This window comes from Streptomyces sp. NPDC020742 (assembly GCF_040641675.1).
Classification (GTDB): domain Bacteria; phylum Actinomycetota; class Actinomycetes; order Streptomycetales; family Streptomycetaceae; genus Streptomyces.
Window position 1 is genome coordinate 499,045 of sequence record NZ_JBFAEA010000002.1, and the last position, 18,418, is coordinate 517,462.

The window sequence follows — 18,418 nt, forward strand, 5'->3', positions numbered from 1 at the left end:
CGACCGCACCGACGGGCGCATGCCCCGATGTCGGGCTGGCCGCCGTCGCGGAGATCCATGACCTGCGTGTGGAGATCGACGGCCGGGCGGTCGTGGACGGCGTGCGACTGCGGGCGCTGCCCGGCAAGGTGACGGCGCTCGTCGGAGCCTCCGGCAGCGGTAAGACCACCACGGGCCTCGCCCTGCTCGGCGCATACCCGTCGGGCGCCTGGGTCACCGGGGACGTCCGCGTGGCGGCGGACGGCCCGGTCGGCTACGTGCCCCAGCATCCGGCGTCCGTCCTCAACCCTGCCCGCCGGGTCTCCGCGCTGCTGAACGACATCGCCCGCGCCCAGGTGCGCGACCTGCCCCGCAACCAGCGCCGGGCGGCCGCCCGCGAACGCATCCTGCGAGCCCTGTCCGACGCCCAGCTCCCGGACGCCGAGACCCTGTTGCGGCGCTATCCGCACCAGCTGTCCGGGGGCCAGCAGCAGCGCGTCGTCCTCGCACAGGCGCTGCTGCTGGGTGCCCGCGTCATCGTCGCCGACGAACCCACCACCGGCCAGGATGCGCTGACCAAGAGCCGCATCGTCGACCAACTGGCAGCGCTGGCGGCAGGTGGCATCGCCGTCGTGCTGCTCAGCCACGACCTCGATGTGGTGCACGCACTCGCCGACGAGGTCCTCGTCATGCGGGCGGGCCGGGTCGTGGAATCGGGCCCGGTCCAGCGGCTGCGGCTCGCACCGCGGCACGAGTGGACCCGCCAACTGTTCGATACCCGACCGTCGTCCACCGGGCACGAGCCGCAGCCCGACACCGAACGGCCCGTCCTGCAGGTACGCCATCTCACCGCCCGCTACCGCGACGGCACCCATGGTGCCACCGTGGTGCTACGAACCCCGGAACTCGCCCTGCACCCTGGTGAGTCGCTGGCCGTCATCGGCCGCTCAGGCAGCGGAAAGACCACCCTCGCCCGCTGCCTGGCCGGCCTCCACCGTGACCACGACGGCCAGGTCGATCTTGACGGCACCCCACTGCCGCGCAGCGTACGACAGCGCGGTCGGGCGCAGTTGGGGGCTGTGCAGTACGTCTTCCAGGACGCGCGGTTCGCCTTCGACGAGCACCGCCCCGTCCTCGACCAGGTCGCCCGCACCGCGGTACGCCTGCGCGGCCTCGACCATCGGTCAGCAGCTCAAGAGGCCCTGACGACACTGACCAGCCTCGGCCTCCCATCCGAAGCGACCCACCGCCTTCCCTCGGAGCTCTCCGGCGGCGAACTCCAGCGGACGGCTCTGGCCCGCGCCCTGTTGGCCCGGCCCCGGGTCCTGATCTGCGACGAGATCACCTCTGGCCTTGACAGCGTCACGCGCCGCGGCATCCTCGACGCTCTCGCGGATCTGCTCCGCGACCGTGCGGACATGTCCCTCATGCTGATCACCCACGACCTGGAGACCGCACGCCTGGCCCACCGCATCGCGGTACTGGAGGCGGGTGAGCTGGTCGAACAGGGCCCGGCCCGCCGCATACTGACCGAACCGCGGCACCCTTTCACGGTCTCGCTCATGGAGACGACGGCACGTCTGGAGGCGGCGACAGGGGGCTGATCCAGCCCTCGGGCCAACCCGAAGTGTGACGTGCAGGAGAGGCACCAGTCGGCAGCCACCTGTGTCCGGCTCAGTCCCGGCGTCCGTGCATGAGCCGGATGGTGCCAGGTCACTGGGCAACTCGCGGTCACAGCTCTGGATGCTTCGTCGCCACCTGGTAGTACCCCGAGTGGAACACCAGAGGGGCACCGCCGTCGGCCTCGTACTGTTCGACCTCGCCGAGGAAGATGATGTGGTCGCCGGCGTCGAGGCGTTGGACGGTGCGGCATTGGAAGCGGGCGACCGCGCCGTCCAGGAGGGGCGTGCCGGCGATGCCGGGGGTGGTGGGGGTACCGCGGAACTTGTCGTCGGCCGGGGTGGCGAACTGGCGGGAGAGGTGGTGCTGGTCGGCGGCCAGTACGTGGACGGCGAAGTGCGAGGCGTCGGTGAAGTCCGGGAGGCTCGGGCTGTTTTTGCCGGGGCACCACAAGACGAGGGGCGGGTCCATCGAGACGGAGGTGAAGGAGTTCGCGGTCATGCCGACGTTGCGGCCGTCAGGGGCGCGGGCCGTCACCACGGTCACGCCGGTGGCGTACTGGCCCAGCGCGCGGCGCAGTTCGCGGCCGTCGAAGCGGGCGGCGTGCTGGGCGCGCTTCTCGGCGAGGAAGCGGTGTGCCTCGGCCTCCTCGAACCACCAGCGGTAGAGGGTGCGCGGGTCGTCGAATCCGGCGGCGAGGGCGCCGGCGACAGAGGGGATTTCGGCCGCCGCGGTCAGGAGGTCGCGGTGGTGGGGGCTCAGGTCGGTCAGGAGGGAGTTGGTCCAGCCGACGGCCCACTGGGCCCAGCCGCGCCAGAAGTTGTCGAAGGTGCGCTGCATCCACTGCGGGGTGAACTCGGCGGTGCCGTGGCGGAGGATGCTGTCGAGGTAGTGGGTCGCTGCCTGGGCGGCGTTGTTCGAACCCTGGCCGGTGATCGGATCGTTGAGGACGACGGCGTCGGCCATGCCGAGGACGTGCCGGCCGGAGGCCAGGCGGGCGACGGGGTGCCGGACGGTCGGCGTGATCCTTCCGCGCAACACGCCTCCGTTGTCGGTGAGTCGGGCGTGCCGGTGGCGCTCGTATGCGTCGGGGAAGAACCGGTGGAGGATTTCCAGTGAGCGGGTGAGGTGGTCTTCAGGGGTGCGGATGTCGTCCCAGCAGTCCATCGGGCCGCCGGGGACGCCTTCGAAGACCATGATGTCGCAGGGACCGGTGGTGGTGAGGGCCGGAAAGGAGAAGTATTCGCCGACGCCGGGGACCAGGCGGAAGTGGACGGCGTCCTCCCCCTCCCGCGGTGCCGTTCCCGTGACGTACGTCAGGGCCAACGCGCGGCGCGGCCGGTCGTACGGGGAGAGTTCGGAGTTGCGCGGGAAGAGTTGGCTCAGCTCGCCCTTGCCCGTGGAGACCACGACGAGATCGTGCGTACGGGCGTACCATTCGAGGTCGTTCACGCCCGCCTCATGCAGCACGATCTCGCCGCGGCCGCCGTCCGCGAACTGCTCGATCCAGGCGGCACACTTGACCCGCTGGTCGACGGAGTGGGCAGGGCCCTCCAGCGGCGCGCGCCAGGACACGTTCGGAGTACCGTGCGGACCGATGAGAGAGAGCGCGATGCCGGAGATGTCCGGGGCCTGGTCCTCCCAGTGGTGCAGGCCGAGTTCGCGCTCGCTCTGCAGCGCGGTGTCGAACATGCACTGGCTGGACATGACCGGGCCGCGACGTATCTCGTCGGGGTCGCGGTCGGTGACCAAGGTGACGTCATAGCCGTGCGCCTGGAGCCCCAGGGCGAGTTGGGCACCCGCCTGCCCGGCTCCGACCACCGCGATCCTTCTCATGCCCTGCTGTCCTGTCCTCACGCGTAGTGTCGCTGACGCAGTGTCAGCTTGCTTTGCCCAGCTCCTGACGAACTACTCAGGCGCTGGCCTCCGCCAGGTAGTTCTTCGCGGCGACCGGGTCCATGAACCACTGGAACAAGTCGCGCGGGTCGTCGAAGCCGTTGACGAAGCGCGCGGCGATACGCGAGTTGGCGCTCGCCGCGCCGAAGATCTCCAGGACGTGCTGCGGCGGGGCGCCGAGCATCGCGTTGGTCCAGGCCGTGGCGGACTGCGCGTTGTCCCAGAAGCGGCCGAAGGCCAGCTCCATGAACGCGGCGTCGTACGGGCGCTCGCCGTGGTCCAGGATGGTGGCGAGGTAGGAGGCCGCGCACTTCGAGGCGTTGTTGGACCCCTGGCCGGTGATCGGGTCGTTGAGGACGACGACGTCGGCGAGGCCGAGCACCTGCGCGCCGGAGGGCAGCGTGGCGACGGGCTTGCGGACGGTCGGCGCGAAGCGGCCCGCGAGGGTGCCGTTCCCGTCGGTGAGCGTGACATCGGTGCAGCGCTCGGCCTCCCACGGAACGTACGTCCGCAGCAGCTCCTGGAACTTCGCCAGCTGCTGGTGGGGGGTGAGCCCGTCGAAGCAGTCGAGCGGGCCACCCGGGATGCCCTCGAAGAACATGATGTCGCAGGGGCCGCTGGTGGTGAGGCTGGGCATGGTGAAGTACTCACCCACACCGGGGATGACGTTGAAGCTGACGCCGGGACGGTCGGGCAGCGGTGCCATGCCGGTGACGTACGCCAGGGCCAGCGCGCGCTGGGGAGCGTCGTACGGGGAACGCATGGGGTCCCGCTCGAACAGCCCGGCGATCTCGCCCTTGCCGGCCGCGACGATCACCAGGTCGGACTCGGCGGCGTAGCGCTCCAGGTCCTCGATGCCGGCCTCGCAGAGCTCCAGACGGCCGCCGCGGCGCGCGAACTCGCCCATCCAGAGCGGCATTTTGACGCGCTGGTCGATAGAGCGGGCGGTGGCCTCGAGGCGGGCGTCGAAGGAGAGCGCCCGGCCGCCCTGGCCGTCGGCGATGCTCACGCCGAGACCGGCAATCGGCGGGCAGGCGTCGCCCCAGAAGTCGAGGCCGAGGTTGCGCTCGTGGGCCAGCGCGGTGCCGAACATGGCCTGGCTGGACATGACCCGGCCCTCGCGGATCTGGTCTCCGGTGCGGTTGGACACGATCGTGACGTCAAAGCCGTGGTCGATCAGGCCGACGCCGAGCTGGAGACCGGCCTGGCCGGCTCCGACGATGGTGATCTTGCGCATAGGGGTATCTCCGGGGGTTGGGGTGTGCGGTTTTTTGAGCGGTGCCGTGCAGTGCCGTGCGCTGTGCAGCGTTTCGGTACCTGGCGGCGCCAACGGGGGGCGGCGGTTGTGTGGCATGCGGCTGCCCACCGGAGGGGGGCCGGTGGGCAGCCGTGGTAGGCCGGGTCACCCGTAGGACCGGGGGATGAGCCCCGGGTGACCCGGCCGGCTAAAGGGGCCCGACCGAATCGGCGAGCCGGGGCAGCAGCGGCAAGGGTGCTGCGACGTGCGGGGGTACGGCCCTGGCGGCCCTCGCCGCGCCGGTCGCGGGTAATGCGCGCAGCGCGCGTGCGACGGGCCGTCCGCTGGGCGTGACTCCGCCTCTGACGAGCGCAGTCCGGCCCGGCACTCCCTGCATTGTTGATTCCCAGGATTCTCTCGGGTCCGCGGCGTTCAGGCATCAATCTTGATATGGCAAGATCACCTCCGCTATCCGAATCACGCGGGTTGCTGTCCCGATCGCGCATCTCGGCGGTGGAGGTTTACATGCCCGCTGAAAAGTCCCCCCTCGCAAATCACCAGCGGTTCCATACAGCGGACATTTGGGAGGCGCGGGCCGAGGTCGGCCGCGCCTTCTGTCCGCATGAGCTGCGCATCACCCGGCGCTCGGCGACGCTCGACGCCCGACTGCACGGCGCACCCTTCGATCGGACAGGTCTCTATTACCTCGATTACGGAACGGAAGTCCGGATCACACCGGGCGATCTGGAGAGCTTTTTCCTCGTCCAGATCCCGCTCGCCGGTTATGCCGAAATCACCTGCGGCCGCGAGGAGATCATTTCCTCCCCGGAACTCGCTTCTGTCCCTTCTCCGACCGGAAAGTTGGACATGCGCTGGGGTGACGGCAATCCGCAGCTGATCGTGTGGTTCGACCGATCGTCGTTGGAATCGCACCTGGGCAGTTTGCTCGGCCGCACCGTGCGCCGCCCGATCTTCTTCTCGCTCGGCATGAACCTCACCACACCGGGCTCCCGATCCTGGCTCAACATCGTCGACCTCATGCGTCGGGAGGCGGAGGGGCCCGGTGGCATGACAAACCAGCCCGTCGTGACAAAACAGCTTGAATCGCTCCTCATGACTCAGCTGTTGATGGCGCAGCCCAACAACTACACACCGGCGCTGCTCGGCGAGCAGCCGCGCGTCGCACCGCCCGCGGTCCGCCGCGCCATGGAGGTCATCGAGGGACACGCCGCCGAGCCGCTCACGGTCGCGGAGATCGCGGAGTGCGTCGGCGTCGGCGTACGCGCCCTTCAGGACGGCTTCCGCCGGCACCTTGACACGACACCGCTCGCCTATCTGCGCGAGGTCCGCCTGGACCGCGTACGCAAGGAACTCCTGGCCTCCGACCCGGGTGCCGCGACCGTCACCGCCGTCGCCTCCCGCTGGGGCTTCCTGCACCCGGGCCGTTTCTCACTCGCGTACCGCCAACAGTTCGGGGAGTCGCCCTCGGAGACGTTGCGGTCATAGGCGGAATTCGGTCTTTGAACCACCCTGTCGATCAGCGTGCGGCGGGCAGGACGATGCAGCCGTTATCCCGCTGCCAAGCGGTGGCGTCGCGCAGGCGCCATGAAATCCGGGACCCGGGCGAACGCCGGCTCCCTTTCGTGTCGGTGCGCACGCGCCGACCTGGTGGTCACGGCGTCAAGTCGAGAAATTCCCAGTGCGCTTGGGGTTGCGCGCCGCTGAGCCATTTCCCACAGTTCTGCAGGACCGTGGGGCTTGAGGTGATGTGCTGGGTACCTGTGCCGAGATCACGCAGAAACCGGTCGATCGGCCCGCGCCGGATCGCCGCCGTCCCCGCCCATCGATGCACCGTCTGACCCACGTCCTGCACGGTCCACGTCGCGTGGTTGAGCGCCAGCCTGAGCAGAGTGTCCTGCTCGGCACTCGTCAAATCGCCTGCGTCCAGGGTGCCTTCGATACCTCGCCATACCTCCATCGCCCACGCCCGTGCCGAACGAAGTTTGGCCTCGGCGGTCGCGTACTCCGCGTGGAACTGCGCGGTGTCGACGGCGGCGTTACGCGTGCCGGATTTTGCCGCGGCGACCAACTTGCGCGTGGTCCCCACCCGCGACATCCGGGAACAAGTCGGCCGCCGCAACGGCATCGACATAGGCCGCAGTGGTGCCGGTCATCAACTGCAGCGCCATCATCGTCCAACCGGCCGCGGAATCGTGGTAACTGACCCGCTCGACCGTCTCCATCAATTGGCGTGGGGAGAACTCGTAGCCGCCGAGGCTCTGCGGTAGTGCGGCCCCCACGACCCCAGCACCCAGCAACGCCTGCGCGATGTCCTCGGTGAGTCTGCCGAGTTCCTCGGCCGCGTCCGCGTCCGCCTCAAGCGCCCCGCCGAGTGCGTCAATCCGGTCGAGCATCGCGGGACATTCCGGGCTGACATGCAATCCGATCGAGACCGCCATGGATGGTTGCTCCTCGCCCTCAGCGTTGAGTCAGCGTCACCATAAGCAAGGAACCGTACTGTTCCTCGACCTGCCCAAGGAATGCGTGTGCTGAGGCAGGGCGTGAGAGCTCGATCTGCGCCGTGAGCCGCCGTTCGAGGTACTTGGCCAAACTCGATGCCTGTGGTGAAGCGGCAGCGCGTCGCTGACCAGCACAAATAGTGCCCGTCGAGACATTGGCGGGGCCGCTGGTCCGAGCATGGCCCGGATGATCTGCATCCGGCCACGGACAGGAAGACCGGCCACGCGGGGTGGTAACGCACTTCGCAACAGACCGGCTCGCCGCCCAGACCGCGCACCCGCAGGATGTGCAACACCGGGGGGACCCGCGGCGAGCTCCAGTCATTCGGAGTCCTCCGGCGTCGCGGGGCGGTAGGCGGCGGACACCACGTGCCCGGTCGCCTCGCGCCCCATCGCGCGCCCACCGCGCGAAGCTGCACAGCTCGGCGAAGGCCTGGCTGCGGCGGCTCGTCAGGACCACGCGGCCGCACGCCCTGCCGTGATCCGATGAGCCCCTCGACGGTCAGGGCAGCGACGGCCTGGTCGACCGTGCCGCGCGAGACGCCGCAGCACGCCGTGAGGTCGGCCTCCGCGGGGAGCGGACTGCCGACCGCGTAGTCCTCGCGACCGATCGCCCGCCGCAGCTTGTCGGTGATCTCCTCGTGTCGTGCCGCCATGCCCCTCTCTCGCACGGAGTGGTGCCCTGAGTGCGCAACGCGACCGGCGTAGAGGAGGCACCGTGACACGTCCTTGCGTGCCACAGGTGTGCAGGAATGGTAGCCAAGAGTTTCGAAGATGTTACGGACCGGACATCGGCAGCGTGCCTACTATGGCCAACTTGTTCGGACGAGCTGTTCGCGCAAGTCCTCACCCCCCACGTGAATCCCCTTGTGTCCACTGTGCCCCCTTGTGTACCCCTCTGGAGAGACCGTGACCGAGACCCTGCCGAGATCCGTCGTCCTCACCGGCGGCCTCGTCGCCGCCACACTCGTCCTCAGCGCCTGTGGCGCGGGCCTCGACGGGTCGACCAACGCCGACGGAGAGAGCGCGGCCACCGCGATCACGGCCAAGGACTTCGGGGGCATGGACGCGCTCGTCAAGGCAGCCAAAGAGGAAGGCACGCTGCACGCCATCGCGCTCCCCCGCGACTGGGCCAATTACGGTGCCCTGATCGACGGCTTCCAGAAGAAGTACGGCATCAAGGTCGAGGTGGAGAACCCGAACGGTGCCAGCCAGGACGAGATCAACGCCGTCACCTCCCGCAAGGGCCAGGACCGGGCGCCCGACGTCCTCGACCTCGGCAGCTCCTTCGCGTACAGCGCCGCCCAGCAGGATCTGCTCGCGCGGTACATGGTCGCCGATTACATTGACATCCCCGACGGCCAGAAGGACACGCTGAGCCGCTGGTACAACGGCTACGGCGGCTACATCTCCATCGGCTGCGATGCCAGTCGCGTGAAGACCTGCCCGACCACCTTCAAGGATCTGCTCAAGCCAGAGTACAAGGGGCAGGTCGCGCTCAACGGCAACCCCACCAAGTCGGGTTCGGCCTTCGGCACTGTCTTCGCGGCCGCCCTCGCCAACGGCGGCTCCTTCGACTACATCCAGCCCGGCCTCGACTTCTTCGCCAAGCTCAAGAAGAACGGCAATTACACGCCCGTCCAGTCCACCTCGGCCAGCATCATGAAGGGCCAGACGCCCATCGTCCTCGACTGGGACTACCTCAACGCCAGGCACACCGACGAGTTCAAGAGCAAGGGACTCGACTGGCAGGTCGCGGTCCCAGAGGATGGCAAGTTCTCGCAGTACTACTCGCAGGCCATCAACAAGGACGCCCCGCACCCAGCGGCCGCCCGGCTGTGGCAGGAGTACCTCTACAGCACCGAGGGCCAGAACCTCTGGCTCAAGGGCTACGCCCGCCCGGCCCTGATGGCCGCCATGGAGAAGGACGGCACGCTCGACAAGACCGCGGCCGCCAAGCTGCCGAAGGTCTCCGGCACGCCGAGTATCCCGACCGAGTCGCAGATGGACTATGCCAAGGATGACATCGCCCAGGGCTGGGGTAAGGCCGTCTCCAGATAACCGCGACTCTCACGCGTACGGTTCACCTCCGCTCGGGCGGAGGTGAACCGCGCGCCGTCCTCGCCGACTTCGCGCACGCCCGGCGCTCTCCGCGCAGGCGGAGGTGAGTCGTCCTGTGGCAGCGTCCCGACCGCACACCGTCTTCACGGGACCGAAGACCTTCGCGGAAACCATCGTGCTCCCCTCGGTGTTGCGGGCTACGGTGGGTGCCGGAGGCCCGCATGCCGCTCGGCGAGCCGTGGCGGGTCGACAAGCGCCCCTACGGCCACTCCGCGCTGTCGACCGCGGCGGCCTGCCTGAAGGGCTTCTACTCGTCCTGTCCGGCGCTGATTTTCTCAACTGGCGGCGCAAGCGCGAGCAGTGGCGGCGGCGCGTGTGGTCCACCGCCTTCCGCGCCGCCGTCGCCCGCCGCGCGGACGTCTCGCGCACCTTCCGCTACGACAACCCCAAGGCCAGAGCCTCGGTCGTCGCAGCGATGACCGAGGCTGGCGAACGCCGGACCCAGATGCTCGCCGACCAGGACGACGAGCACGAGGCAACTTGGCGCGAACGCCCCCGGAACGCAGAGGAAGGTCTCACGGCTTCCCGGGCCGGGATTCTCACGCAGCGCAAGGACCGTCGCATCGCCGACCTCGAAGTCCAGCTCACCGGCTCCGACAACTGAGGGAACGGTGGCTCCGCTCACCACTCGGCCACCAAAAGCGCTTTTGAACCGCAAGGCCCGGAGGGTTCTTGGCACAGAAGGCGTGGCGAGGGGGTCAGGTAGTGGCCAGCAGCAGGTCCTCTCCGCTCGACGGGCGGAGGCCGTCGGCGCGGTCGGCGAAGTAGCGCTCGGCGAGCAAAGCTCCCGACACGTGTCGCGCGTCTTCAAAGCCGGCTTCGCGCGCCAGTGCCAGCATCTCGGGCGGGGTGTAGAAGCTGATGAACGGCGTTCCGGATGCTTGCGCGCCTTCCCGGCTCGTCCGGAGGCCGGGGCGGTCGGCGTCGTCGAGCAGTTCAGTCGGCAGCAGGAAGGTCATGGCGAGCGTCGAGCCGGGTGCAAGCCCGGTGATCTGGCGCAGGGTGGCCGCGGTGGCGTCTTTGGTGAGGTACATGGTGACGCCGGTGGAGACGATGACCGCCGGCCGGCTGGCATCGAAGTCGGCCGCGGCAAGCTTCTGCAACCAGTCTTCGCTCGCCTCGAAGTCGACCGGCACCAGGTTCAGCCAGTCTGGGATGCGGTAGCCGAGTTCGACCAGGCGGTGGCGCTTCCACGCCTGGGTCCCGGGCTGGTCGACCTCGAAGATCCGCAGGCGGGAGGCGAGCTCCGGCTTGCGCTGGGCGAAGGTGTCCAGACCGGCCCCCAGGATGACGTACTGGGTCACGCCCCGGTCGGCCTGCTCAGCGATCAGATCCTCGATGAAACGAGCGCGTGCAACGATGGCTGCCCGGAACCTACTGGTGGCCTGCGGGTCCATGTCCGGACGGGCGCGCCAGTCATCGCCGGGGGCCGCCAGCTGCAGGCCGATCTCATCCTCGATCACATGCGGGGGTGGGTCGACCTGGAGGTGCATCGCCCGCCAGAGGGCGGTCCGCACTGCGGTGTTATCCGGTGCCTGTATCTGCTCGTGCGCCATGGTGTTCCCCCTTCGTCGCAATCAGTTCTTGGCGGGAGCCTGGAGGCTCCACAGGCGCCCGTCGGGGTCGCGGACGGTCATCTCCTTGGTTCCGTAATGGGTGTCCTCGAACGGCGTGACCACCTCGACGACAGGATCGGCACGGAACGCGTCTGCGTCCGGCACTTTCAGCACGATCCGCGTCTGGGGCTCTTGGTCCTCGGGAACCTCGGCGATGAACACGCAGGGACCGTCGCCGTTGCGCAGCTGGCCGGAGTTGTGGTCCGTCGCAAACTCCAGCTCGTACCCCAGCGCCTGGAAGAACTGCGCCGCCTTACCCCAGTTGTGGGTCGTCAAGAACACGGCCTCGATGCCTTCGGTCTCCATGTCAGGTTTCCTTCTCGGTCGACTGCTGTGCGTGCCCATGAGCGTCATCGAGGTAGGCGCGCAGTGCGTCAGCGACCAGCGCCGACAACGACATGCCCGACTCGATGGCGCGGTACTTGACCTGCTTGATCAGCCCGATCGGCAGGTACACGTTGAACTGCTTGACTTCCTCATCACTCACCGGGCGATGCTAGCATCCTAGCAAGCTAGGTGAGAAGCGCGCCGATGACGTCCGGGCGTCCCACGAGACCACCCGGACGAGCTAGGGGTGTGACCGAGATACGTGCCAAAGGGGCAACCCACGGTGCACGCGGATACGCAGGGCCAGAGCTTCCCTGTCTTTGCGCTCGCCCACCTGCTGAGCTTCGACTTGATGCCCAGGATCAGGAACTGGAAGGAACTGACCTTCTACCGGCTTTCCAAGCAGAGCGAGTACGTGCACATCGACGCCCTGCTCACGAACCCGGACGATCTCCGCAATGCCCTGGACATCGCGGAGATCGTCCGCCAGCTGCTGGAAGAGGGATGGGAGATCGACCCGGAAGACCTGGCGCACATCTCGCCGTACCTGACCGAACACATCAACCGGTTCGGCGAGTACAGCACCCACGAACTCGGCATCCAGCCCGAGGCGTACGACCCGAAACTCGACGTCGACTTCACCCCGCTGCGCGAGCAGGACCTGACCGCCGCCGGTCTCGGCCAGGCTGCCTGAGCCGAGAGGGAACTAGCTGGTGACGCCCTTCACGGGAGCGGGCCGGTATACCCCGGAATCCTGCTGCTTCAGTGAAGATCCGACTGGACTCGGTCAGTCGATGCCTTCGACGATGCGGAAGTCGCGCTCGACGCCGTCGGAAAGGGCGACCAGCGCCTCCTGGTAGGCCGCACTCTCGCGCGCCGCGACGGCCTGCTCGAAGCTGTCGAACTCGACCAGGACGGTGCGCTCGGCGATTCCGGCGTCATGCGCCACGACCCGACCGCCACGGACCAAGGTCCGACCGCCCCCGGCCTTGACGGCCGGAGCGGCCAGCTTGTTGTAAGCAGCCAGTTTCTCGGGGTCTGAAATGGTGCGGTACACGCTGACCCAGTAGCCCTTGGGCATGGAACCTCCAGTGTTGGGATGAGTGCATCTGACTTACGGGACTTACGGGTTGGTCTCGGACGGGCGTCGGCGGGCGAGAGCGAGGCTTGTCAGCGTCGTGATCGCCATGGCGCCGATGCCGACCAGCGCCGCGGTGGTGTAGGCGCTGTCGTCGGGGAAGAGGTGGCCGGGGCCGGTGCCCGCGGCGAGGATCAGGCCGCCGATGGCGCTGCCCAGGGAGTACCCGACGCTGCGGACGACGTAGTTGAAGCTCATGGCGCTCGACGTCTCGCTCTTGGGGGTGACGGCCAGGATGACGCCGGGCATCGCGGCCGAGAAGCCGCCGACGCCGAAGCCGAGCACGCCCATCGCCGCGAACAGTTCGGCCAGGTCCGACCGGGCCGCCGCGAACAGGGCGAACCCGCCGCCGACCACGACGGCGCTGCCGGCCAGGAGCAGGGGGTCAGCGATCCGCGTCCGGACCCGCGGCGTGAGCTTGCCGGCGACGAACCCCAGCACCGAGAACGGGATGAGGACCAGCCCGGCGACGAAGGTCGTCAGCCCGAAGCCGTAGCCGGCGCCGTGCGGCGTCTGCGCGTACCGGGTGATGAGCGTGAGCAGGAGGTACATGCCGATCCCGCCGACGAACATGGCGAGGTTCGCCCCGGCGACCGCCGGGTGCCGCACCGCCCGCACATCGACCAGGGGCGTCGTGCTGCGCAGCTCGATGACGGCCCAGACGCAGAGCAGCACCACCGCGACGACGGCGAGGCCCGCCGCCACGGCGAGGTGCCGGCTCCACAGATTCCGTTCGCCGGCGAGGAACAGCACCAGGAGCAGCGCAGCGGCCAGGACGACCGCGCCTGCCACGTCCACGTGGGCGGAGCGGCCTTCGGGGGCTTCGGGCATGGAGCGCCACGCGGTCAGGAGGGCGGCGGCGGTGACGACCAGGCCGAGGCCGTAGGCGGCCCGTACCCCGCCGAGCTCGGCGAGCAGTGCGGCCAGCGGGTAGCCGACGCCGGCCCCGATGATCGAGACCACCGAGATCAGGGCGATCACGCCCGCGCTGCGCTCCTCGGGGAGGTGGTCCCGGGCCACGCCCATCATCAGCGCCGTCAGCCCGAGCCCGACGCCCTGGGCCGCCCTGCCGGCCAGCAGCCACGCGAACGGCAGCGGCAGCACGGTGAGCGCGCTGCCGACGACGACGACCGCCAGCGTGGCGAGGATCGTGGCCCGCCGGTGCCGGCCGGCTCCGAGCCGGCCCAGGACCGGCGTGGCGACGGCGCCGCTGAGCAGCGCGACGGTCAGCGTCCACTGCGCGCTGCCGAGCGAGACGTGGAACGAGGTCGCCACGCTGGTGATGAGCGGCGTCCCGAGGCTGGCGACCGCCGCCACGACCAGAGCGATGAACATCAGGGCGGGGACCAGCAGCCGCGCCTCGGAACGCGCCACCGGGAACGCCTTCACCGCGACCCCGCCGACCGGCTGCCCGGTCACTGCTTCGGCCCTTCGCGGTCCTGGCTTTCGAGCTCTGCCAGATGCTTCAGCGCCGGAAGGGCCGCCACCAGCGCCTCGACCTCGTCGCCGGTGAGCTCGCCGATCAGCCGCTCGAACGCGTGGACGCCCGCCTGGCGCCGCGTCCGGACGTAGGAGGCGCCGGCCTCGGTCAGGCACACCAGCGTGACCCGCTTGTCGGACGCGTCGCCCCGTCGCTCGACCAGGCCGGACTCCTCCATCACCCGGACCAGGGCGGTCATCGCGGGCTGGGTGACGCCCTCGACCGCGGCCAGATCGGTGATGCGCCGGGGGCCGGTCCGGTCCAGGGTGGCCAGGGTGGCGGCGGACGTCAGGCTCATGTCCCGGGGCAGGCGTCTCGCGGCCCTGGTGGCCAGGCCGTAGAGGGCTGCCCCGATGGCGGCGGACGCGCCAGGAGCGGTGTCTTGACGACTCATGGTCGAAGCATAGCGTTTTTATATTCATAGTTTATGGAAATGGTTGACCGGCGCGGGCGGACGAGATGGACGCCGACACCGTCAACCGGGAGCTGTCCATCGCTCCCTGGAGCGCTACGCCCGCCCCGGCGTCGACTCGGCCGCCCGGCACGTCGCCGTACGCGACCCCGCTGCACGTCGCCGCAGGCAAATCCGAGCGGATCAGTGCTTCAAGATCATCCCGTTGCCCGTTTGGCGCGTATCTCGGTCACACCCCAGCTACAGCAGCGGCCCCAACTTCGAATACAGGTGCGACACGGACGCAGGCGTGATCAATCAGGGACTCTTCTACCTGTCCTGGCTGATGGATCACCAGGCCGAGTTCGGGTACCGGGTCCGCGACCGGCTCGGGGCCACGGCTGCGTCCCAGGAGCTGTGGAACGCACCGAGGCTGATCTGCGCGGCTGGCGACTTCACCCGTTACGACATCCATGCCGTACGCGAGCACCGACGCAGCATCGACCGCGTCCGCTACCGCCTCTTCGGCGCCGATCACATCGCCCTTGAGGCCGTGGCTTCGTACCCCGGACCGACGACTACCCCCGCGGCTCCCCGGCGTCGCGCAGCCGGCGTGCCGAGCACGCGAAGCCAGGACCGCGTACTGACGGATCTGGCTGCAGCCCTCGACGAGGCACTGCGCAGCCTCGGCGACGGCATCACCAGGGTCCGGCGCAAGCAGTACCGCGCCTATCAACACCTGCGGAACTTCGCGTGCGTCTGTCCGCCACAGCAGACCAAGCTCCTCGTCTACCTCAAGGCTGACCTGAAGGGGGCGATCTCATTCCCGGCTTCACCCGGAACGTGACAGGGCTCGGCCACCACGGCACGGGGACCTGGAGCTGCAGCTACGCACGGAGCGAGACCTGGAGCGTGCCCAGGACCTGTTGCGCCTGGGGCTGGTGGTGCCGGGGCGCACTGGCTGACCTGACGAGGGCTTCAGCGCTGCCCCGCCCTCCCCGGGCGGGGCAGCGTCCTGGCGGCGACTACCGCGTTCATTCGTTTAGTGATCGTTTACTGAGGCTCGGCAGGATGTGAAGCGTCGAGAAGGATCCTTCACAGGGGACGGTATGGCCAAGCTCTATCTGGAGAAGCTCAAGTGCGTCACGACCGAGGGCTGGAGCGGCGTCGACGAGCCGAGGCTTGTTGTCCAGAATCGTGGCACTGTGTGGAACGGGACGGTGCTGGGAGACCGGATGTACACCGTCAAGTACGACTGCGACTTCACGGGAACGATTGCCGTCTCTCTCGGGGAGGTCGGCGGAACAGCCGGGGACGGCAAGCTCGGGGAGCAGTGGATCACGGATACGCCTGGTGAGCGCAGTCTGCGCTTCAGGGCGGGTGGCGCTGAGTACAACCTGCTGTATGCGGTGGAGTAGGTAGCTCGACCGGAACCAGGCAGTCGCCCGTCGGCCGCGGATGGAGCTCTGGCGCGCAGAACGCAAGGCGCCCCGCCCAGTTCGGGCGGGGCGCCTTGCATGTGGCTCTGGTCAGTCTTCGGCCTGGCCGTCGACGAGCTTGAGCTTCATACGGGCCGTGACGAGATTGGGTCCGCTGAGAGCGTCCCCGTACGGATGCCTGTGGACTTGCGCGGCAAGGTCACGTTGCAGCTGGGAGGTAGGCAGTGGCGTGCTGGTGGCACGACTGCCGTGCGAGGTCGGGGCGCCCGATGGCGGAGGCGATGAGTGCAGCCTGGTTGTAGACCGCGGATGCCAGGCCCTGGTCCGCCTTGGCCGCTGCGGTGTCTGCGAGTTCGACCAGGGTGTCCACGCGCTGGGGGAGGGGCAGGCAGGCGGGACGGAATCGGGAGATGAGTGGGAAGCACTGACGCTATGGAGCCGTGCAGGTCCATGAGGTCCCCCGGCTGAGTGGACGGCGAAGTGCGTACGGTGGGGTGCCTGCCGGCGAGCGGCGGGCACTCCGCGCCGACGTGCTACTGCCAGGTGGCGAGGACGCGGTTCAGCGGGGTGTCGAGGGGGAAGGCCCCGGGGTGCTGCTCGACCGCGGGCCCGTCGAGCGGAAGGATCTCGAAGTTCGCTTCACAGTCGCGGTATTCGCGGTCGCAGTGGAGGACGGGTACGGGTCCTCGGCGAGCAGCGTGCCCTTGCCGGCCTGAGGGAACAGCATCCGGATCAAGCCGGAAGGCAGAGTGCAGGAGACGAACAGCTCCATCCGCTCAGGGCTTTCCATGGCGCGGACCTTCATACCGGTTGGCTCCTCGGTCCACTCCTCGGTCCGCGGCTGGTCCAGGACCCCGGCGAGGGCGTCGGCGTCAACGAGTGGCTGTAACTGTCTGACGCCCCCTCGCGGCCGGACATAGAGTGCGCTCATGCGGGCTGTAGTGATCGACTGCGATGGGCATTTCCACCTGGACCAACGGCCGGGACCGGTGGCGGGACCGGGAGATGTGGTGGTCCGCGTGCGCGCCGCAGGTCTCAACGCCGCCGACCTGCAGCAGGCACGGGGGGACTATCCGGCGCCGCCGGGATGGCCAACCGACGTGCCCGGCCTGGAAATCGCCGGTGAAGTCGAGCACGTTGGGAGCGCCGTTACTGGAATCTCCACCGGAGACCGAGTCATGGCACTGGTCGGTGGCGGCGGTCACGCTGAGCGGATCGCCGTCCCTGCCGATCTCCTGCTTCCGGTGCCGGATGCCCTGTCTTGGCAGGAGGCTGGCGGCTTCTCGGAAGCCTTCAGCACCGCCTGGGACGCCCTGATCACCCAGGCCCAGGTCTGCGCGGGCGACCGTGTACTGATCACCGGTGCGGCAGGCGGTGTGGGAACGGCCATGGTGCAGGTCGCCGCGGTTTCCGGAGCGCATACCGTGGCAAGTGTGCGCCGTCCCGAACTTCACCACCAGGTGAAGGCGCTCGCCCCGGACGGCGCACGCGTCGACGTCGTCACTCCCGCCGGTGAAGCACAGCACGGGCCGTACGACGTGATCGTGGAACTCGTCGGCGGACAGGACTGCCTGCAACGGGTCGCCCTGCTGCGCAGCCGCGGCAAGGTCCTCATCGTCGGGGTGCAGGCCGGCGCTACGGTGCCGCTGCGGATGTTCGACCTCATGCTGGTACGCGGCCATCTGATCGGAACGACCATCCGCGGCCGCACGCACGCGGAGAAGGCGCTGCTGGCCAACCTCGTTCGCACCTCGGTGGTTCCCCTACTCGCCCACGGTCGCTTGCGGGTCCCCGTAGACACGACCTTCTCCCTCGACCGGTACGCCGATGGTTACGCCCGGCTCGCTGGCCCGGGTAAATTTGGCAAGGTCATCCTGACTTGCGCATGACAATGCGCTGGGGATGCACGCCCCACCAGGCCCGGCACGCGGTCGAGTGCGGCATCAATCGCCTCAAGAGACATCGAGCCGTGGCCACCAGGTACGACGAACTCACGGTCTGCTACGAGGCTACCGTCCTCGTTGCCGCCATCAATGAGTGGTTGTGACGTACTGGTCCGACGACAACTCGAACACCCGTACTAGCCGACCGCCGGTGGGATGGACGGTCTCACGGACCGGCTGCATCCCCAGTTTGGTCATGATCCGTTCGGAGGCGTGGTTGCCCACTTGAGTGATGCTGACGATCCGCTTCAGCCCTCGCTCTTCGAACCCGAACCGTACAGCGGCCGCAGCGGCTTCGGTGGCCAAGCCCTGCCCCCAGTGGGAACGTCCCAGCCGCCAGCCGACCTCAACCGCCGGCAGCACCTCCGGCAAGAAGTCGGGCACCGAAAGGCCGGTGAACCCGGCCAGCTCGCCAGTGGACCGGATCTCCACGGCGAACAGGCCGAAGCCCTGTGACTCCCACTCGCTCTCCCATGCCTGGACCCCGTCGCGAGTCTGCTGTTCGTCACGGACGCTGCCGTCACGGATCCACCGCATGACCTCAGGGTCGGCATTGACGGCAGCCATGGGCGCAACGTCTTCCTCGCGCCAGCGACGCAGGATCAAACGGGGAGTCTCAAGCGTGACCATCCAATCATTCTGGCTCACAAATGGACTCTCCGTCGTCCTTATCAGGCACTTTCGTTACACGCCCTAGCAGCATCAGGCAACG

General features: G+C 68.6%; 18 protein-coding genes and 4 pseudogenes. 8 read left to right on the top strand and 14 right to left on the bottom strand.

The window, feature by feature from the left end; translation table 11 throughout:
* The first annotated feature begins 35 nt into the window (after positions 1–35).
* The gene (locus tag AB0G84_RS06220) at positions 36–1,583 is read left to right on the top strand and encodes an ATP-binding cassette domain-containing protein (protein ID WP_361316835.1); all 1,548 of its coding nucleotides are present in this window, start codon (positions 36–38) and stop codon (positions 1,581–1,583) included.
* Positions 1,584–1,710: 127 nt separating this feature from the next.
* On the opposite strand, the gene AB0G84_RS06225 is transcribed toward AB0G84_RS06220, so the two are convergent.
* Both AB0G84_RS06225 and AB0G84_RS06230 read right to left on the bottom strand, forming a co-directional pair.
* Positions 1,711–3,435 carry a styrene monooxygenase/indole monooxygenase family protein gene (locus tag AB0G84_RS06225; RefSeq protein ID WP_361316197.1) on the bottom strand — a complete coding sequence of 575 codons (1,725 nt, stop codon included), beginning with the start codon at positions 3,433–3,435 and terminating at the stop codon, positions 1,711–1,713.
* A gap of 76 nt (positions 3,436–3,511) precedes the next feature.
* Entirely contained in the window at positions 3,512–4,732 is a 1,221-nt protein-coding gene (locus tag AB0G84_RS06230) for a styrene monooxygenase/indole monooxygenase family protein (RefSeq protein WP_361316200.1), read from the bottom strand.
* Between the two features lie 525 nt (positions 4,733–5,257).
* Between AB0G84_RS06230 and AB0G84_RS06235 the strand changes: the two genes are divergently transcribed.
* Positions 5,258–6,238, top strand: a complete 981-nt coding sequence (locus AB0G84_RS06235) for an AraC family transcriptional regulator (RefSeq protein ID WP_361316202.1) — start codon at positions 5,258–5,260, stop codon at positions 6,236–6,238.
* A 166-nt stretch (positions 6,239–6,404) separates the two neighbouring features.
* On the opposite strand, the gene AB0G84_RS06240 is transcribed toward AB0G84_RS06235, so the two are convergent.
* From AB0G84_RS06240 to AB0G84_RS06250, 3 genes and pseudogenes are all read right to left on the bottom strand, one after another.
* Positions 6,405–6,821 carry a hypothetical protein gene (locus AB0G84_RS06240; protein ID WP_361316204.1) on the bottom strand — a complete coding sequence of 139 codons (417 nt, stop codon included), beginning with the start codon at positions 6,819–6,821 and terminating at the stop codon, positions 6,405–6,407.
* Complete coding sequence (locus tag AB0G84_RS06245; protein WP_361316890.1) at positions 6,790–7,191, bottom strand: hypothetical protein; 402 nt, start codon at positions 7,189–7,191, stop codon at positions 6,790–6,792. The genes AB0G84_RS06240 and AB0G84_RS06245 overlap by 32 nt, the downstream gene beginning before the upstream one ends.
* Positions 7,192–7,502: 311 nt before the next feature.
* Positions 7,503–7,907, bottom strand: a pseudogene (locus AB0G84_RS06250) (GntR family transcriptional regulator); the annotation flags it as partial.
* Positions 7,908–8,160: 253 nt separating this feature from the next.
* Between AB0G84_RS06250 and AB0G84_RS06255 the strand changes: the two are divergent.
* Together AB0G84_RS06255 and AB0G84_RS06260 are read left to right on the top strand one after the other, a co-directional pair.
* Positions 8,161–9,312, top strand: a complete 1,152-nt coding sequence (locus tag AB0G84_RS06255) for an extracellular solute-binding protein (protein ID WP_361316206.1) — start codon at positions 8,161–8,163, stop codon at positions 9,310–9,312.
* Between the two features lie 115 nt (positions 9,313–9,427).
* Complete coding sequence (locus tag AB0G84_RS06260; RefSeq protein WP_361316209.1) at positions 9,428–9,976, top strand: hypothetical protein; 549 nt, start codon at positions 9,428–9,430, stop codon at positions 9,974–9,976.
* A gap of 94 nt (positions 9,977–10,070) precedes the next feature.
* On the opposite strand, the gene AB0G84_RS06265 is transcribed toward AB0G84_RS06260, so the two are convergent.
* The 3 genes from AB0G84_RS06265 to AB0G84_RS06275 are packed head-to-tail and all read right to left on the bottom strand — an operon-like array spanning position 10,071 to position 11,475.
* Positions 10,071–10,928 carry a class I SAM-dependent methyltransferase gene (locus AB0G84_RS06265; protein ID WP_361316211.1) on the bottom strand — a complete coding sequence of 286 codons (858 nt, stop codon included), beginning with the start codon at positions 10,926–10,928 and terminating at the stop codon, positions 10,071–10,073.
* Positions 10,929–10,949: 21 nt separating this feature from the next.
* Positions 10,950–11,294 (bottom strand): VOC family protein, encoded by a 345-nt coding sequence (locus AB0G84_RS06270; protein ID WP_361316213.1) that lies wholly within the window; start codon positions 11,292–11,294, stop codon positions 10,950–10,952.
* Between the two features lies 1 nt (position 11,295).
* On the bottom strand, positions 11,296–11,475 hold the full coding sequence (locus AB0G84_RS06275; protein ID WP_361316216.1) for a CopG family transcriptional regulator: 180 nt from the start codon (positions 11,473–11,475) through the stop codon (positions 11,296–11,298).
* Positions 11,476–11,598: 123 nt separating this feature from the next.
* Here AB0G84_RS06275 and AB0G84_RS06280 point away from each other — a divergent pair, with 123 nt between their 5' ends.
* Positions 11,599–12,009 carry a Tn3 family transposase gene (locus AB0G84_RS06280; protein ID WP_361316218.1) on the top strand — a complete coding sequence of 137 codons (411 nt, stop codon included), beginning with the start codon at positions 11,599–11,601 and terminating at the stop codon, positions 12,007–12,009.
* Positions 12,010–12,102: 93 nt separating this feature from the next.
* Here AB0G84_RS06280 and AB0G84_RS06285 read toward each other — a convergent pair whose 3' ends face one another.
* The 3 genes from AB0G84_RS06285 to AB0G84_RS06295 are packed head-to-tail and all read right to left on the bottom strand — an operon-like array spanning position 12,103 to position 14,231.
* Positions 12,103–12,396: a DUF1330 domain-containing protein gene (locus AB0G84_RS06285; protein WP_361316221.1), complete on the bottom strand. Its 294-nt coding sequence runs from the start codon at positions 12,394–12,396 to the stop codon at positions 12,103–12,105.
* Positions 12,397–12,438: 42 nt separating this feature from the next.
* The gene (locus AB0G84_RS06290; RefSeq protein WP_361316224.1) at positions 12,439–13,872 is read right to left on the bottom strand and encodes an MFS transporter; all 1,434 of its coding nucleotides are present in this window, start codon (positions 13,870–13,872) and stop codon (positions 12,439–12,441) included.
* Positions 13,869–14,231, bottom strand: a complete 363-nt coding sequence (locus AB0G84_RS06295; RefSeq protein WP_014173936.1) for a MarR family transcriptional regulator — start codon at positions 14,229–14,231, stop codon at positions 13,869–13,871. Before AB0G84_RS06295 ends, AB0G84_RS06290 begins: the two co-directional genes overlap by 4 nt.
* Positions 14,232–14,550: 319 nt before the next feature.
* On the opposite strand from AB0G84_RS06295, the pseudogene AB0G84_RS06300 reads away from it, so the two are divergent.
* A pseudogene (locus tag AB0G84_RS06300) lies at positions 14,551–15,289 on the top strand (DUF5655 domain-containing protein).
* Between the two features lie 144 nt (positions 15,290–15,433).
* Entirely contained in the window at positions 15,434–15,742 is a 309-nt protein-coding gene (locus AB0G84_RS06305; RefSeq protein ID WP_361316226.1) for a hypothetical protein, read from the top strand.
* Between the two features lie 229 nt (positions 15,743–15,971).
* On the opposite strand, the pseudogene AB0G84_RS06310 reads toward AB0G84_RS06305, so the two are convergent.
* Both AB0G84_RS06310 and AB0G84_RS06315 read right to left on the bottom strand, forming a co-directional pair.
* Positions 15,972–16,215 (bottom strand): annotated as a pseudogene (locus tag AB0G84_RS06310) (hypothetical protein); the annotation flags it as partial.
* An 81-nt stretch (positions 16,216–16,296) separates the two neighbouring features.
* Positions 16,297–16,640, bottom strand: a pseudogene (locus tag AB0G84_RS06315) (methyltransferase, FxLD system); the annotation flags it as partial.
* Positions 16,641–16,692: 52 nt separating this feature from the next.
* On the opposite strand from AB0G84_RS06315, the gene AB0G84_RS06320 reads away from it, so the two are divergent.
* Positions 16,693–17,652 (top strand): alcohol dehydrogenase catalytic domain-containing protein, encoded by a 960-nt coding sequence (locus AB0G84_RS06320; RefSeq protein WP_361316229.1) that lies wholly within the window; start codon positions 16,693–16,695, stop codon positions 17,650–17,652.
* A 141-nt stretch (positions 17,653–17,793) separates the two neighbouring features.
* On the opposite strand, the gene AB0G84_RS06325 is transcribed toward AB0G84_RS06320, so the two are convergent.
* Entirely contained in the window at positions 17,794–18,336 is a 543-nt protein-coding gene (locus AB0G84_RS06325; RefSeq protein WP_361316231.1) for a GNAT family N-acetyltransferase, read from the bottom strand.
* Between the last annotated feature and the right edge of the window lie 82 nt (positions 18,337–18,418).